The organism is Flavobacterium sp. B167r, assembly GCF_056824315.1.
This window is the reverse complement of record NZ_CP124859.1, coordinates 1,520,797-1,535,262: the sequence shown is the minus strand read 5'-3', so window position 1 is coordinate 1,535,262 and position 14,466 is coordinate 1,520,797. Positions and strand designations below refer to the sequence as shown.

At 32.6% G+C, this 14,466-nt stretch carries 12 protein-coding genes; 5 read left to right on the top strand and 7 right to left on the bottom strand.

All coding sequences use genetic code 11. From position 1 onward, the window contains the following. Positions 1-5 precede the first annotated feature (5 nt). Positions 6-2,189: a carboxy terminal-processing peptidase gene (locus tag QLQ96_RS06975; protein ID WP_482495819.1), complete on the bottom strand. Its 2,184-nt coding sequence runs from the start codon at positions 2,187-2,189 to the stop codon at positions 6-8. Positions 2,190-2,402: 213 nt separating this feature from the next. Between QLQ96_RS06975 and surE the strand changes: the two genes are divergently transcribed. The 5 genes from surE to QLQ96_RS06950 all read left to right on the top strand — a co-directional run bounded on the left by surE (position 2,403) and on the right by QLQ96_RS06950 (position 7,209). Beyond that, positions 2,403-3,182, top strand: a complete 780-nt coding sequence (surE, locus tag QLQ96_RS06970; RefSeq protein WP_482495818.1) for a 5'/3'-nucleotidase SurE — start codon at positions 2,403-2,405, stop codon at positions 3,180-3,182. Next, on the top strand, positions 3,175-3,444 hold the full coding sequence (locus tag QLQ96_RS06965; protein ID WP_482495816.1) for a hypothetical protein: 270 nt from the start codon (positions 3,175-3,177) through the stop codon (positions 3,442-3,444). The genes surE and QLQ96_RS06965 overlap by 8 nt, the downstream gene beginning before the upstream one ends. Before the next feature lie 66 nt (positions 3,445-3,510). Then, positions 3,511-4,626, top strand: coding sequence for a lipid-A-disaccharide synthase (lpxB, locus tag QLQ96_RS06960; RefSeq protein WP_482495814.1), 1,116 nt, complete (start codon positions 3,511-3,513; stop codon positions 4,624-4,626). Between the two features lie 9 nt (positions 4,627-4,635). Then, complete coding sequence (locus tag QLQ96_RS06955) at positions 4,636-5,133, top strand: C40 family peptidase (protein ID WP_482495812.1); 498 nt, start codon at positions 4,636-4,638, stop codon at positions 5,131-5,133. 51 nt (positions 5,134-5,184) lie between these two features. After that, the gene (locus QLQ96_RS06950) at positions 5,185-7,209 is read left to right on the top strand and encodes a ComEC/Rec2 family competence protein (RefSeq protein WP_482495810.1); all 2,025 of its coding nucleotides are present in this window, start codon (positions 5,185-5,187) and stop codon (positions 7,207-7,209) included. Positions 7,210-7,213: 4 nt separating this feature from the next. Here QLQ96_RS06950 and QLQ96_RS06945 read toward each other — a convergent pair whose 3' ends face one another. The 6 genes from QLQ96_RS06945 to QLQ96_RS06920 all read right to left on the bottom strand — a co-directional run bounded on the left by QLQ96_RS06945 (position 7,214) and on the right by QLQ96_RS06920 (position 14,465). Beyond that, positions 7,214-7,663 (bottom strand): thioredoxin family protein, encoded by a 450-nt coding sequence (locus QLQ96_RS06945; RefSeq protein ID WP_482495808.1) that lies wholly within the window; start codon positions 7,661-7,663, stop codon positions 7,214-7,216. 257 nt (positions 7,664-7,920) lie between these two features. After that, positions 7,921-8,370 carry a thioredoxin family protein gene (locus QLQ96_RS06940; protein ID WP_482495807.1) on the bottom strand — a complete coding sequence of 150 codons (450 nt, stop codon included), beginning with the start codon at positions 8,368-8,370 and terminating at the stop codon, positions 7,921-7,923. A gap of 212 nt (positions 8,371-8,582) precedes the next feature. After that, positions 8,583-9,050 (bottom strand): thioredoxin family protein, encoded by a 468-nt coding sequence (locus tag QLQ96_RS06935; protein ID WP_482495805.1) that lies wholly within the window; start codon positions 9,048-9,050, stop codon positions 8,583-8,585. Positions 9,051-9,096: 46 nt separating this feature from the next. Beyond that, positions 9,097-10,581, bottom strand: coding sequence for a peptide MFS transporter (locus QLQ96_RS06930; protein ID WP_482495803.1), 1,485 nt, complete (start codon positions 10,579-10,581; stop codon positions 9,097-9,099). Then, a complete protein-coding gene (locus tag QLQ96_RS06925; protein ID WP_482495802.1) occupies positions 10,582-12,258 on the bottom strand; it encodes a peptide MFS transporter in 1,677 nt (558 codons plus the stop codon). A 35-nt stretch (positions 12,259-12,293) separates the two neighbouring features. Then, positions 12,294-14,465 carry a S9 family peptidase gene (locus QLQ96_RS06920; protein WP_482495800.1) on the bottom strand — a complete coding sequence of 724 codons (2,172 nt, stop codon included), beginning with the start codon at positions 14,463-14,465 and terminating at the stop codon, positions 12,294-12,296. Between the last annotated feature and the right edge of the window lies 1 nt (position 14,466).

The window sequence follows — 14,466 nt, the reverse complement described above, 5'->3', positions numbered from 1 at the left end:
CGAACTTAAGACTTCACTAGTTTATCCTTTTTCATTTTAGGATTAACTGTATTTTTCACCAAACCTTTAGTTTGCAAATCATCTAATACATTCAAAGCTTCTTCTACATAAACATCTTTAGATAAAGCTTGGTGCCATGTATCTCTTTTTTCTTTTAAAGAAGGATCTGCTTTCATTTCATCTTCTTCATACGGAAGTGATTTAAAAATCAAATTGTTTTTGTAATCTGAAATTGGTTTGTATTTTTTTCCTTCGTTTTCAACTTGCTCTTGAGTTTCTTTAAAACTTTTAATATTCAAGCTATATACGTTTTCTTTGTTTTTAACATCGATCCATTTTGCATTATCATCAATTAATTTAAATTGAGAATTTTGAGCAATTCTGTTTTTACTATTATTGATCGCTTTAGCAAAATTCTCATTAGAAGTCCAAGTGCTGTAATCGGCTGGATCAATTTTATCCCAAGGCATTGCATTGTCAATATCTCTCTCACCCATTTTTAAGTAAGCGTAACGATCTGGCATTACAACATCGCTATGAACTCCTTCTAATTGAGTAGAACCTCCATTTATTCTATAAAACTTCTGTCCTGTAATTTTCAATGCTCCAAGATCGCCATAGTTTGCATTTCGCACAAACTGATTTAAATCTAATACGTTTTGTACAGTTCCTTTACCGTAGGTTTGTTTGCTTCCGATAATTACACCACGTTTGTAATCCTGAATTGCAGCTGCTAAAATTTCAGATGCCGAAGCCGAAAAACTGTTTACCATGATAACTAATGGACCATCCCATTCGATTTTTTTATCTTTATCATATAAAACTTCTTTCTTTTTACCCGCAGATTTTACCTGAACAATTGGACCTTCTTCGATAAATAAACCAGCAATATCCACAACTGTAGAAAGAGATCCTCCGCCATCATCGCGTACATCTAAAACAATACCGTTAATGTTTTCTTTTTTCAATCTTTCAACTTCACGAGCAATATCTTTTCCTGCGTCACGTCCGTCTTTATTTTCAAAATCGATATAAAATTTAGGAAGATAAATTACTCCATATTTTAAACCATCTTTCTCAACAATACTAGATTTAGCGTAAGTTTCTTCAATTTCTACAATATCACGAATGATTGAAATCACTTTTATAGAACCGTCAACTTTTTTAACAGTCAGTTTTACTTCAGTTCCTTTGTGACCTTTAATTTTTTTCACAACGTCATCCAAACGCATTCCAACAACATCTACAGGCTCTTCATTTCCTTGAGCAACTTTCAAGATTAAATCTCCTGCTTCTAGTTGTTTTCCTTTCCAAGCTGGACCTCCAGAAATTAATTCATCAATTTGAGTAAAATCATTTTTCTTAGTCAAACGAGCTCCAATTCCTTCCAATTTACCGCTAATGTTTACATCAAAACGATCTTTTTCTTCTGGTGCAAAATAACTTGTATGCGGATCAAAACGAGTCATAATAGAATTCAAATACACAGAAAACCAGTATTCTCTATTTAAATCTTTAATTACGCTAAAGTTATCATCTAGAGATTTTAAAGAGCTTTCGCGTGTTTCTTTTTCTAATGTTTCAAAAGATTTCTCTTTGTAAGCTGGATCTTTTTTCTTCTTTTCTTCTTCAATTTTTTGTTTTGTAACTAAAGAAGAAAGAGTAGATAATTTGATCTGTTTTCTCCATCTTTCATTAATCTCCGCTAAGTTTTTTGCATACGGAATTTTCTCGTAATCAGCATCAAACGTCTCATCTACGTTATAGTTAAATGGCTGAGCTAAAATCGTTTTGTAACGTTTTTTGCTTTCTTCCATACGTTTCATCAATCTTGTATAAGTAAGATTAAAAAACGTAATATCTTTATCCAAAAACTGATTGTCAAGCATTAATTCATACTGCTTAAATTCATCAATATCTGACTGTAAAAAGAATCTTTTTGAAGGGTCTAATGCTTCAATATAATCTTTAAAAATACCTTTAGAAAACTCGTCATTAATTTCTGATGGGCTGTAATGTCCTTTTTCAATAACAAATGCTAGTAATTCTAAAAGTGTCTTGTCTCTGTTCGGATCTGGGTCGATTGTCCTATCGGCATTCATCTTAAATGCAAATAATGTAAGCGATAAGCACAATACGGCTATGAGTATCTTATAATTTCTTTTCATAAACTTTATAATAGCATTCATCAATTTTTTTATCTAAGTTACGTTAAAAACTATGCCACGGAAGCTAACGTCACGATAATTTTTTGTTAAAGATATAAAAATGTTTAATTCGCAAAAAAGTTCTTTACCTTAGTTGACAAATTTTGCAATATTTGTGACTTATCGTGCATAAACAGTCACTTTATTTGTTTTTAAAATCTTACAAGCGTTAAAATTACACATAATATCCATAAAATGAAAACCGACAGACCTTTAATATTAGTAACCAACGATGATGGCATCTTAGCACCAGGAATACGAACTTTAATCAGCGTAATGGAAACAATCGGAGACGTTATTGTTGTTGCTCCAGATAAGCCTCAAAGTGCAATGGGTCACGCCATAACAATTAATAACACCTTATTTCTAGATAAAATTTCTAAAGACGGAGATGCCATTGCTGAATACAGTTGCTCTGGAACTCCTGTAGACTGTGTAAAACTGGCAGTAAACGAAATATTAAAACGCAAACCCGATTTATGCGTTTCAGGAATAAACCACGGTTCAAATTCTTCTATCAATGTTATTTATTCTGGAACTATGAGTGCTGCAGTAGAAGCTGGAATTGAGGGCATCCCAGCGATCGGATTTTCTCTTTTAGATTTTGATTGGAATGCCGATTTTGAACCTATAAAATCTTTTGTAAAAAAAATCACTTTAGAAACTTTAGCTAATAAACTGCCTCTTGGAGTGGTTTTAAATGTGAATTTCCCAAAATTAAAAGAATCTGAAATTAAAGGAATTAAAGTTTGTCGTCAAGCGAAAGCCTACTACGCGCAGAAATTTGACAAAAGACAAACCCCTTTCGGGAAAGATTATTACTGGCTTGCCGGAAAATTTGTAAACGAAGACAAAGGCGAAGACACCGACGAATGGGCTTTGGCAAACGGATATATTTCTGTAGTTCCAGTACAATTTGACTTGACCGCACACCATTCTATTCAACAACTTAATACTTGGAAGTTAAATGACTAAAGAAATACTAATCGGTTTTTTAATCGGAATTTTTACTGCTCTTTTAGGAAGTTATCTGTTCATCACTTTTTTTACAACATTTGACATTTCATCAGGACTTCAAATTATTAGAGAACACGGCTATCTAGGAAAAATAATCACTTTAGGAACACTTTTAGATCTTGCCGTATTTACTATTCTTTTAAAAAGAAACAAGGAGTTTATGGCTCGCGGCGTAATTTTAGCCGTGATTGTATTGGCAATTTCGACATTAATTGTTTAAAATCTTATCTTTGCTAACATCCCGTTTTACGGAATTATAACATTAGCACATTTCAAAAAAACCAACATGAAGTATTACATAATTGCAGGTGAAGCCTCTGGAGATTTACACGGTTCAAATTTAATGAAGGCATTATATATCGAAGATCCTGAAGCAGAAATTAGATTTTGGGGCGGTGACTTAATGCAAAAAGCAGGCGGAACTTTAGTAAAACATTATCGCGATCTGGCTTTTATGGGCTTTATTGAAGTGATTTTCAATTTAAAAACGATTTTAAACAATATTAAAATCTGTAAAAAAGACATCTTAGAGTTTCAGCCAGATGTGATTATTTTTATTGATTATCCTGGTTTTAATATGCGAATTGCAAAATGGGCAAAAGAATTAAATTATAAAACTCATTATTATATTTCTCCACAAATTTGGGCTTGGAAAGAAAGCCGAATTAAGGCAATCAAACAAGATGTCGATAAGATGTATGTTATTTTGCCTTTCGAGAAAAGCTTTTACGAAGACAAACATCATTTCCCTGTAGATTTTGTCGGACATCCTTTGATTGATGCTATTCAAAATCAGCCAACTTTTGACGAAGCTTCATTTAGAAAAGAACATAATTTAGGCGAAAAACCAATTATTGCCGTTCTTCCAGGAAGCCGCAAACAGGAAATTACAAAAATGCTGAGCGTAATGCTGAGTGTTGTTGATGATTTTCAAGATTACGAATTTGTAATTGCAGGTGCTCCAAGTCAGGAATATGAATTTTATCAGCAGTTTCTAAAAAACAAAAATATCGCATTCGTTTCCAATAAAACGTACGATTTGCTTCGTTCTTCAACAGCGGCTTTAGTCACTTCTGGAACTGCAACTCTTGAAACAGCCCTTTTTAAAGTTCCCGAAGTGGTTTGCTATAAAGGCAGTGAAGTTTCTTATCAAATTGCAAAACGCATTATTACTTTAAAATACATTTCTCTTGTAAATTTAATTATGGATCAGGAAGTTGTAACCGAATTAATTCAGGCTGATTGTAATAAAAAACGAATTAAGGAAGAGCTTCAAAAATTATTAGAGCCAGACTATCGCAATAAAGTGCTACATAATTACGATATATTAGAACAAAAACTTGGCGGAGTTGGTGCGAGTAAAAACACAGCAAAACTCATTGTTGCCGATTTAAAAAAATAATTAACTGATTTGAAAAGAATTGTAATTTTCCTGCTTTTAGCAATTGCGCTTACTTCATGTAAATCGACTTCGACAGCGGTTTCAAAAAGCAGCACAAAAAGCGAATCAAAAAAAGAAAACAGAGCTTTGGTTAACACTTTAATCGAAAAAGCGACTGATAATATTGGTGTTCGCTATAAAGCAGGAGGAACTACAAAAAGCGGTTTTGATTGTTCTGGACTTGTTTATACCACTTTTCAAAGTGAGAGCATCCAACTTCCGAGAAGCTCTTACGATCAGGCAAAAATTGGAAAAGTTATTCCATTAAATGATGCTAAAAAAGGAGATTTAATTTTCTTTAAAACCAACAAAAGCAAACAAATAAATCACGTCGGATTAATTACAGAAGCTAATTCTGACGAAATCAAGTTTGTTCATTCTTCTACTTCAAAAGGTGTGATTATTTCTTCAACGAAAGAAGCCTATTACAAGAACTCCTTTGAGCAGGTAAATAGAGTTCTTCCATAAAATATATTTTTTTTTATTATTTTTCTTACAAATATTTAATACTTTTAACCCATGAAAGTATTAGAGTTTCCGTTAGTAAAAATTACAATTTCATTTATACTTGGCGTAATAGCTTCGTATAATCTTGATATTTCAATTCCGATAATTATTTTTTCGCTTTCGCTGAGTTTTATCGCATTTTGTGGAGTTTTCATTTGGAGTTTACAACGAAGTAAAAAATCAATTCTATTCGGAATGTTGAGTTGTGTTTTAGCCTTCAGCATTGGAGCCTTTACCCTCATTAGTCACACAGAAAGCCTTCAAAAAGACAATTACACGCACTGCAGATCTGCATTTGAAGGAAAACAATCTATCACTTTAATCCTAAGAGAGAAATTAAAAAGCAACGATTATAGCGATCGTTACATTGGACATATAAAAGCAATTTCAGGGAAAATCTATTTTGGAAAAGTAATTGTAAATGTTCAAAAAGATAGTAGTAGCAATCATCTTATTATAGGAAACAGCCTCAAAATTGAAACGATTCTACAGCGAAATAAACCAAGTAAAAATCGAAATCAATTTGATTACAGCAGCTATTTGGCCAACAAACAAATCTATGCACAGATTTATTGCCAGAAAAAAGAGATTTTAGTTAACAAAGAGATTCAAAAGAACATTTGGTATTACTGTGCCAAATTGCATTCTAGGATAATTTCCAATCTTGAAAAATCAAAATTCAGCAAACCTGAAATGAATGTTGCTTTGGCATTAATTTTAGGCCAGCAACAGGAGATTTCACAAGATATTATTCAGGATTACCAATATTCTGGGGCTACGCATATTTTATCAGTTTCAGGACTTCACGTTGGCTTTATAATGCTGTTTATTACTTTTGTTCTCAAACCAATTCCAAACACAAAGAAAGGTTCATTTTTTAAACTAGCATGTATTCTAATTTCATTGGCTGGTTTTGCTATTATTTCAGGTTTATCGCCTTCTGTTTTGAGATCTGTAGTTATGTTCTCATTTCTTGCAATTGGGAATCATTTGCGCAGAAATGGCAATGTCTACCACACTCTATTAGTCTCCATTTTATTGATATTACTTTTTGAGCCATATTTCTTATTTGATGTTGGTTTTCAATTAAGTTATATCGCACTTTTTTTCATTCTTTGGCTACAGCCTATTTTAAAAAACATTTACAAACCAAAGAATAAATTAACCGTTTACATTTGGGAAGCTTTAACGGTTTCTTTTGCAGCACAAATTGGCACATTGCCATTATGTCTCTACTATTTCCATCAATTTCCTGGATTGTTTTTTGTGACCAATATCATTATACTTCCCGTTTTATCCTTTATAATGATTGCCGGAATTGTGGTTATGATTATTGCTATTTTTACCAGTCCGCCTTTATTTATAACACTTATTTTTGAGAAAAGTATTTATCTACTAAACCTCATGATTCATACTGTAGCTTCTGTAGATTCATTTGTCATTCGAGATATCAGCTTTAATTCATATCATTTATGTGCCTTTTCGTTCTTTATAATTGGCACAATCATTTGGATTAAAAAACCGAGTTTTAATATGTTGACATTTGTATTGGTGTCAATTATTACGATTCAGCTTTCCTTTATTTTTACTAAAATAAAAACTGAAAACGAAGAAGAATTAATTATTTATAACGAAAGAAATAATACGCTTATTTCTGAACGTTTTGGGAGAAGTATTATGCTTTTTACCAGAGATACTACTATTGAAAATAACAGAAATACAAACTCATATCTCGTAGGAAATTCCATTAAATTGGCTAAAACCAAAACAATTAAAAATGTTCTTTATTTTAAAAACACCAAAATTCTAATAATTGACAGTACTAAAATTTTTCCAGAAAAAGTCAAACCAGATATTTTAATCCTTACTCAAACCTCAAAAATAAATCTGGATAGATTACTGCAAAATATACAGCCAAAAATTGTTATTGCTGATGGATCAAATTCAAACTCAATTCAGAAGTGTTGGAAGAATAGCTGTTTGAAAAAAAATATCCCTTTTCATTCAACAAAAGAAAAGGGATATTATAGATTATAGTTTTTTATTCTGGATTCAAAATTGAATTCGATTCAGAAATCCATGATTTTACACCCGAAGAGTTGTATCCAATAAGACCAAGTTTGTTAAAATTTGTTTTGTCCTTTCTCTGAGTAACTTGAGAAAAACATACTTGCGGAAGCTCGTCAATGCCAAAAGCATTTTTTAATCTTAAATTTTGCTCTTTAGCTGCGTCAGAAACAGAAGGGTCTGAAATATCAAGCTTGACCAAAATTACATTTTTACGAGACCAATCTTCAAAATCACGAGTAGAAAAAATTTCATTTTGCAATTGAGAATTTACCCCTTGGGTGGTAAATAAAATAAGCAATGGTCTTCTCTGTTCTACACTTGCGGCTACTGCGTCATTAATGTCGGTTTTCCATATTATATTTTGTGAATTCATATAAAATGGACTTAAAAGAAATAGTAGGATAAGTAATTTTTTAGGCATATAATTTGGGTTATGGTTATGTTAATAAAACTAAAATAATACAAAAAAATGAATTCAATGAAGATTTTAAGAGATTAAAAACCAACTTTTAACCATTAAAATCAAATTAGCAATAAATAGTTCTTTTTTTAATAAATGTGAAACAAACACTAATAAAAACCATCAATTCTTGATGTATTTTTAGAACAAAAAAATCCCCTTGCTGCAAAACAGAAAGGGGACTAAAAAAAATTAAAATAAAAGTCGAATGAAATCGTTTATTCTGATGGATGCAAAATTGCATTTGATTCTGCAATCCAAGCTTTTGCTCCACCAGGTTTGTAGGCTATTTTTCCTAAAGCACTAAATGTTGTTTTGTTTTTTCTCACCGATGCCAATGCAAAGCATACTTCCGGTAGATCTTGAACCCCAAATGCATTTTTTAATTTCAAATTCTGTTCACGATCACCATCTGAAGAATTCATATCAGACAAATCCAATTTTACTAAGACCACATTGTCACGTGACCAAACAGCAAAATCGGGTGTTTTAAAGATTTCGTTTTGAAGATTTTCTGGTACACCTGAGGCAGTGAATAAAATCAGCATTGGTTTTTTCTGGTCATTACTTATAGCAATAGCATCTGTCATGTTTGTTCTCCATGCTACTTGTGCTTGCGTCATAAATGAACCTAAAAAAAATAGTAGGATAAGTAATTTTTTAGTCATATAAATTGGTTTTGGTTAGATTAGCAAGACGAAATTAACATTATATTTTAATTATCCAATTTTTATTGGCATAAAAAATACATTATGTGTTTTTTTACTAAACATAAAATACCAAATACTCAATTCAGCTAAAAAAAATAAAGCGTTTTTCCTACGAAACAAAAAAGCCTCTTACAATGTAAGAGGCTTTTAATTAATTTATATATCGAAATTTACAATTTCTTCGGATGCACTATTCCTTCCGCAACATTTAACCAAGCAGATGGTCCGCCGGCCACATAGCCAGTTTTACCGAGACCTTTAAAATTAACTCTTCCATCTTTGGTTTCCGCACTTGTAAAGAAAACAGTTGGAAAACCTTGAATTCCAAAAGCTTGTTGTAATTCGCTATTTTGGCTTTTAATCTCTGGAGTCTGCGCAACAGCTCTAGGATAATCCAATTCAACTAAAACTACATTATCTGCTGCCCATTTTTTAAACTCAGCAGTCTTTAAAACTTCATTTTGCAAACGGATACACCAACCACACCAATCACTACCCGTAAAAAACATCAGCATAGGCTTTTGCTCCTTATTACTCGCGGTAATCGCTTCTCTAACATCTGTATACCATTTTAATTCTTGTGCTTGAAGATTCGCAGCACCGATTAAAAACAAAGCAATAAGTACTATTTTTTTCATAATGGGAATTTTATGCAAATTTATGCAAAAACTGATTACAATAAGATTATTTAACTTCTTGCATTAACCTTCTGATTAGTGGAGTAGCAACAATTAAAATAACTCCAGCAATTAAAGAATACAATGCTAATTGATAATATCCGTCTGTATACGCGATAAGTTTAGACATTAATGTAGTGCCAGTATTGGCATCAGATATTTCTGCTCCCAATTTTCCTGCCGCAAACTGACCAAAAGCACTTGACAAGAACCACAATCCCATCATCATTCCAAACAATCTTTTAGGCGATAATTTTGTGATTACAGACATTCCGATCGGACCGATACACAATTCTCCAAGCGTATACACAAGGTATCCTAAAGCAAAAACATCTAGAGAACTTAATCCATCTGCATTTACAAAAAATCTGGCACTGTAAAAAATAAAGAAACCTGCAGCAAGTAAAACAAATGACAAACCAAACTTAATAACCGTATTAGGTTCAATTTTTCGCTTAGCCATTAATATCCATAACAATCCAACCAACGGGCTGAAAATAACAACATACAATGAGTTAATACTATTATTTACCACATTTGGATCAATATGAAAAAACAACATCTTGTTAGATAAATTATCTTTTGCGAACAAAGACAACGAGCCTCCTGATTGTTCTGAAATTGCCATAAACATAAAATATCCAAAAATAAATACAAATGCTGCTAAAAGTTTTCGCTGTTGTTTTCCATCCTTCAACATTATCAATTCATAGGCAAAATACCCTACTGCTACTATTCCCATAGTATACATAAAGTATTCTGTGAAATCAGAATTGATAACCATTATGTAAACTAATGGAATTACAACAAAAGAACCTACATAAACTGCTATTTCATAAAGATTACGCTTTTTAGGCGCATGATTTTCTAATGGAGAGTTACCAATTGGCGCTAAATGCTTTTTGGTTAGCAGAAAAGTTATAACTCCAATTACCATAACAATTGCCGCAGAAAGAAAGCAAAGACTCCAAGAATAGTTCTTTCCTAAATAAATAGGAATTGCACCACCAAGCATTCCTCCAATATTAATCCCTGCATAAAACAATCCGTAACCTGCGTCACGACGTCCGTCATTTTCGTGATACAGTTCTCCAACCATGGAAGAAACGTTTGGCTTAAAGAAACCTGTCCCGATAATAGAAAGTGTTATTCCGTAGTAAAAGAAATCATGCGGTGAAGCTGCAATCAGCAAATTCCCCAGAATCATTACAATTCCTCCAAAAAGAAGCGATTTCTTGAAACCTAAAATTTTATCGGCAAAGATTCCGCCAATAAAGGTAAACGCATATACAAAAGCCTGAATCGCTCCATATTGCAAATTTGCTTTTCCTTCTAATAAACCTAATTGGTCTACCATAAAGAAAGCTAAAACCCCTCTCATTCCGTAGAAACAAAAACGTTCCCACATTTCAACCAAAAACAAGTACCATAATTGCTTTGGGTACTTGCCTTTAAAATTTTGAATTTCTTCTAAAGTAATATTGTTTTCCATTTATCTAACACCGTGCATTAATTTTTTCAATAGTGGTGTTAAAGCAAATAATAAAATTGCAGCAATACCTGTCAAGATAACAAAAACCATAAAAAACTCATATAAATTATGGATTTCAAATCCTGCAAAAATTGGATTTTGCGCACTAATTTGATGATGATCCAACAAAGCCAATTGGTCTGCTGAAAGTGTTATTTTTTTATCTAAAACTGCTTGTAAATCGATTCCAAGTTCTTTTGCTTTTGCAAATTTATCGCCAGTTGCTGGCAAGATAGAACCTAAAGTTCCTCCTAATGCATATCCTGACGCATTAGACAAAAAGAATACTCCGTATAATAATGAAGCAAAACGCTTTGGCGATAATTTACCAACCAATGACAAACCAATTGGAGATAAACACAACTCTGCACATGTATTTAAGAAATATAATAAAATAAGCCATTTAACTAATAAAAGTCCAGAAGTTCCGATGTAAGAAACCTGAGTTGCGATCATTAAGAAACTTAAAGAAATTATTACTAATCCTGCAGCTAATTTTACTGGAGAAATCGGCTCTTTTCCTTTAGCCCTTAGAGTATCCCAAAGAACACTAAAAGGAACCGCCAAGAACACAACAAACATTCCATTAAAAATTTGAACCATTGACGGTGGCATTGCCCAACCGAAGAAATGTCTGTCTGTTTGGTTATCAGCAATGAAAGTCAAAGAAGAACCTGCCTGCTCAAATGCCGCCCAAAAGAAAATAATAAAGAACGAAACGATATAAATTACGATAATTCTATCTCTTTCAATCTTAGTCAAAGAAGTATCAGAAATAATTAATCCTGCCAAAGCCAAACCACTTGAATAAATCAAAGTATAAATCAAGTTCTGCCCTACAACATAATGAAAAAAGAATCCTAAAACGACAAATGCAACTACTGCACTTATCAAAGCTTTAGTAGAAAAGTTTGCTGTTTGAGCTTCTCCTTCTTCAAAATCTGAAGCATCATTTTTAGAAGGAAGTCCTCCTAATGCTTTCCCTTCTGGAGAAACTACATATTTATTTTTTAAGAAGTAAAAAAGAATTGTTCCTAACAACATTGCAACAGAAGCTGCCATGAATCCCCATCTAAAAGCATGGATATCTCTAATTCCTCCTGCATCTTTAACATCTCCCAATAAAGGACAGATTGACTGACCTAAGAAAGCTCCGATGTTGATACCCATATAGAAAATAGTAAACGCACTATCTAATTTTGTTTTTTCTTGTTTTGGATACAAACTTCCAACCATACTAGAAATATTTGGTTTGAAGAATCCGTTACCAAAAACAATTACACCAAGTGCAGAGTACATTATGATTTTCGCCAGATCTAAATTAGACTCAAAAACACTTCCGCTTGTAAACAAAAGCATTTGCCCAATCGCCATAAGCAAACCTCCTAAAATAATACAATTTCTGTTTCCTAAATAACGATCGGCAACAAAACCTCCTAACATTGGTGTTAAATAACAAAGTCCAAGAAAACCTCCATAAATTAATGATGCTTCCTCTTCTTTCATTAATAATGAATTTACAAGAAATAAAGTCAATAAAGCTCGCATTCCATAAAAATTGAACCGCTCCCACATCTCCGTTCCAAACAATACCCAAAGTCCTTTTGGATGCGCAGTTTTTACTTGAGTTTCTCCCATATTATTGTCTATTTAATTAGGTTTAAATATTTAGATTATAAATTTTCTTTGATAAAGTTGGTCATTTTATTGTAAAGCTGAATTCTAGTGTTTCCGCCATAAATACCGTGGTCTTTATCTGGATAAATTTGAGAATCAAATTGTTTATTTGCCTGAATTAAAGCTTCCATCATCTGCATTGTGTTTTGAACATGAACGTTGTCATCTCCAGAACCATGAATCAATAAGAACTTCCCTTTCAATTTGTCAACATGGTTGATTGGAGAGTTTTGATCGTATCCGCTTGCATTTTCTTGTGGAGTCTGCATGTATCTTTCTGTGTAAACGCTGTCATAAAAACGCCAGTTTGTAACTGGAGCAACTGCAATTGCCATTTTGAAAACGTCATTTCCTTGGAAAATACAGTTAGAAGCCATAAATCCACCGTAGCTCCATCCGAAAATTCCAATTCTTGAAGCATCAACATAAGGATAAGCACCAATTACTTTTGCTGCATCGATCTGATCTTCAACTTCGTATTTTCCTAATTCTTTCTGAGTCACTTTTTTAAAATCAGCCCCTTTGTAACCAGTACCTCTTCCGTCAACACAAGCTACGATATAACCTTGCTGTGTTAAAGAAAGGAACCAGTAATCATTAGAATTGTTCCATTGATTATTTACTTGCTGTGATCCTGGACCAGAATATTGGAACATGAAAACAGGATATTTTTTTGAAGGATCAAAATCTTTTGGCTTTAAAATCCAAGCATTCAGTTCGTTCCCTTTTGCCGTTTTTAAAACAATGTATTCTTTAGAAGGAAGGTTATAGCCTTTTAATTTATCAGCAAGAGCTTGATTGTTTTCAATAACCTGAATTTCTTTTCCAGTTTTAGCCTCATTTAACGTATAAGTCGTAGGCTGTGTGTTACTTGAGAAAGCAGTAATAAAGTATTGGAAATTTGGACTAAAAGTCGCCGCACTTGTTCCAACTTTAGAAGACAAACGCGCTTTATTTTTTCCATCTAAACCAATTCTGTAAAGATCTCTGTTAATAGAACCATTTTCTGTAGATTGGTAGAAAATAGTTTTTGTTTTTTCGTCAAAACCGTAGTAAGAAACCACTTCCCAGTTTCCTTTAGTAACCTGATTTTTAAGCTTTCCGTTTTTATCATATACATAAATATGATTAAAACCGTCTTTTTCGCTAGTCCAGATAAAACTGTTATCTTTTAAGAAAGTCAAATTATCTGTAATATCTACGTAAGCTTTATCTTTTTCATTTAAAACCACTTTTGCAGTAGCTGTATTACCATCAACAAACAATAAATCTAAATTATCTTGGTGACGGTTTAAAACTTGAGCACAAAGCACGTTAGCATCATTTGTCCACTGCATTCTTGCAATGTAGAAATCATTGTAGTTTCCTAAATCTACTTTTTTAGAAGTATTTCCAGCAGCATCATAAATATGTAATGAAACTACAGAGTTTTTTTCTCCAGCTTTAGGATATTTGAAAGTTTCGATTTTTGGATATAAATCCTTGTGAAAGATTGACATAGAGAATTCTGGAACTTGGCTTTCATCAAAACGAATGTAAGCTAGTTTTTTGCTGTCTTTACTCCAGTCAAATGCACGTACAAAAGCAAATTCTTCTTCGTAAACCCAGTCAGTAATACCGTTTATAACTGCATTTTTCTTTCCGTCTGTTGTAACTGCTGTTGAGTTTTTTGAAGCAACATCATAAATATATAAGTTATTTTCTTTCGCATAAGCAATTTTAGTTCCGTCAGGTGAAAATGTTGGCTCCTGAATTTGAAAATCAACGAGTTTAGTCAGAGATTTTGCTGCAATATCATAAAGGAAATAATCTGCAGTAAAAGAGTGACGGAATATTTTAGATGAATTACAAGCAATTAAGATCTTTTTTTCAGAAGCATCAAAAGTATAGCTGTCAATTCCGTCGGCAAGTTCTTTGTAGTTTTTTGTATCAATAAGATTCGATACTTTTTTCAGCGTTGCAAAATCATATAAATCAATCTGCATACTTCTGCTCGCCATATCAACATTTAAAACCGTATATTGATTTGTATTTTTTAGCGATTGCAGCTCATCCATCCCTTTAGCCCGGAAAGTTCCGCTAAAAACATTTTCGACAGTTATTTTTTGCTGTCCAAAAGCGACCGCAGTTAAAAATAAAAGTACTGCAGTAAATTTACTTGTATTCATT

What these genes read in the sequence shown, in the direction of transcription:
- surE (WP_482495818.1), top strand. Translation starts at nt 2,403, where the DNA reads ATGAAAACCGACAGACCTTTAATATTAGTAACCAACGATGATGGCATC.
- QLQ96_RS06930 (WP_482495803.1), bottom strand. Translation starts at nt 10,581, where the DNA reads ATGGAAAACAATATTACTTTAGAAGAAATTCAAAATTTTAAAGGCAAG.
- lpxB (WP_482495814.1), top strand. Translation starts at nt 3,511, where the DNA reads ATGAAGTATTACATAATTGCAGGTGAAGCCTCTGGAGATTTACACGGT.
- QLQ96_RS06935 (WP_482495805.1), bottom strand. Translation starts at nt 9,050, where the DNA reads ATGAAAAAAATAGTACTTATTGCTTTGTTTTTAATCGGTGCTGCGAAT.
- QLQ96_RS06920 (WP_482495800.1), bottom strand. Translation starts at nt 14,465, where the DNA reads ATGAATACAAGTAAATTTACTGCAGTACTTTTATTTTTAACTGCGGTC.
- QLQ96_RS06925 (WP_482495802.1), bottom strand. Translation starts at nt 12,258, where the DNA reads ATGGGAGAAACTCAAGTAAAAACTGCGCATCCAAAAGGACTTTGGGTA.
- QLQ96_RS06940 (WP_482495807.1), bottom strand. Translation starts at nt 8,370, where the DNA reads ATGACTAAAAAATTACTTATCCTACTATTTTTTTTAGGTTCATTTATG.
- QLQ96_RS06975 (WP_482495819.1), bottom strand. Translation starts at nt 2,189, where the DNA reads ATGAATGCTATTATAAAGTTTATGAAAAGAAATTATAAGATACTCATA.
- QLQ96_RS06950 (WP_482495810.1), top strand. Translation starts at nt 5,185, where the DNA reads ATGAAAGTATTAGAGTTTCCGTTAGTAAAAATTACAATTTCATTTATA.
- QLQ96_RS06965 (WP_482495816.1), top strand. Translation starts at nt 3,175, where the DNA reads ATGACTAAAGAAATACTAATCGGTTTTTTAATCGGAATTTTTACTGCT.
- QLQ96_RS06945 (WP_482495808.1), bottom strand. Translation starts at nt 7,663, where the DNA reads ATGCCTAAAAAATTACTTATCCTACTATTTCTTTTAAGTCCATTTTAT.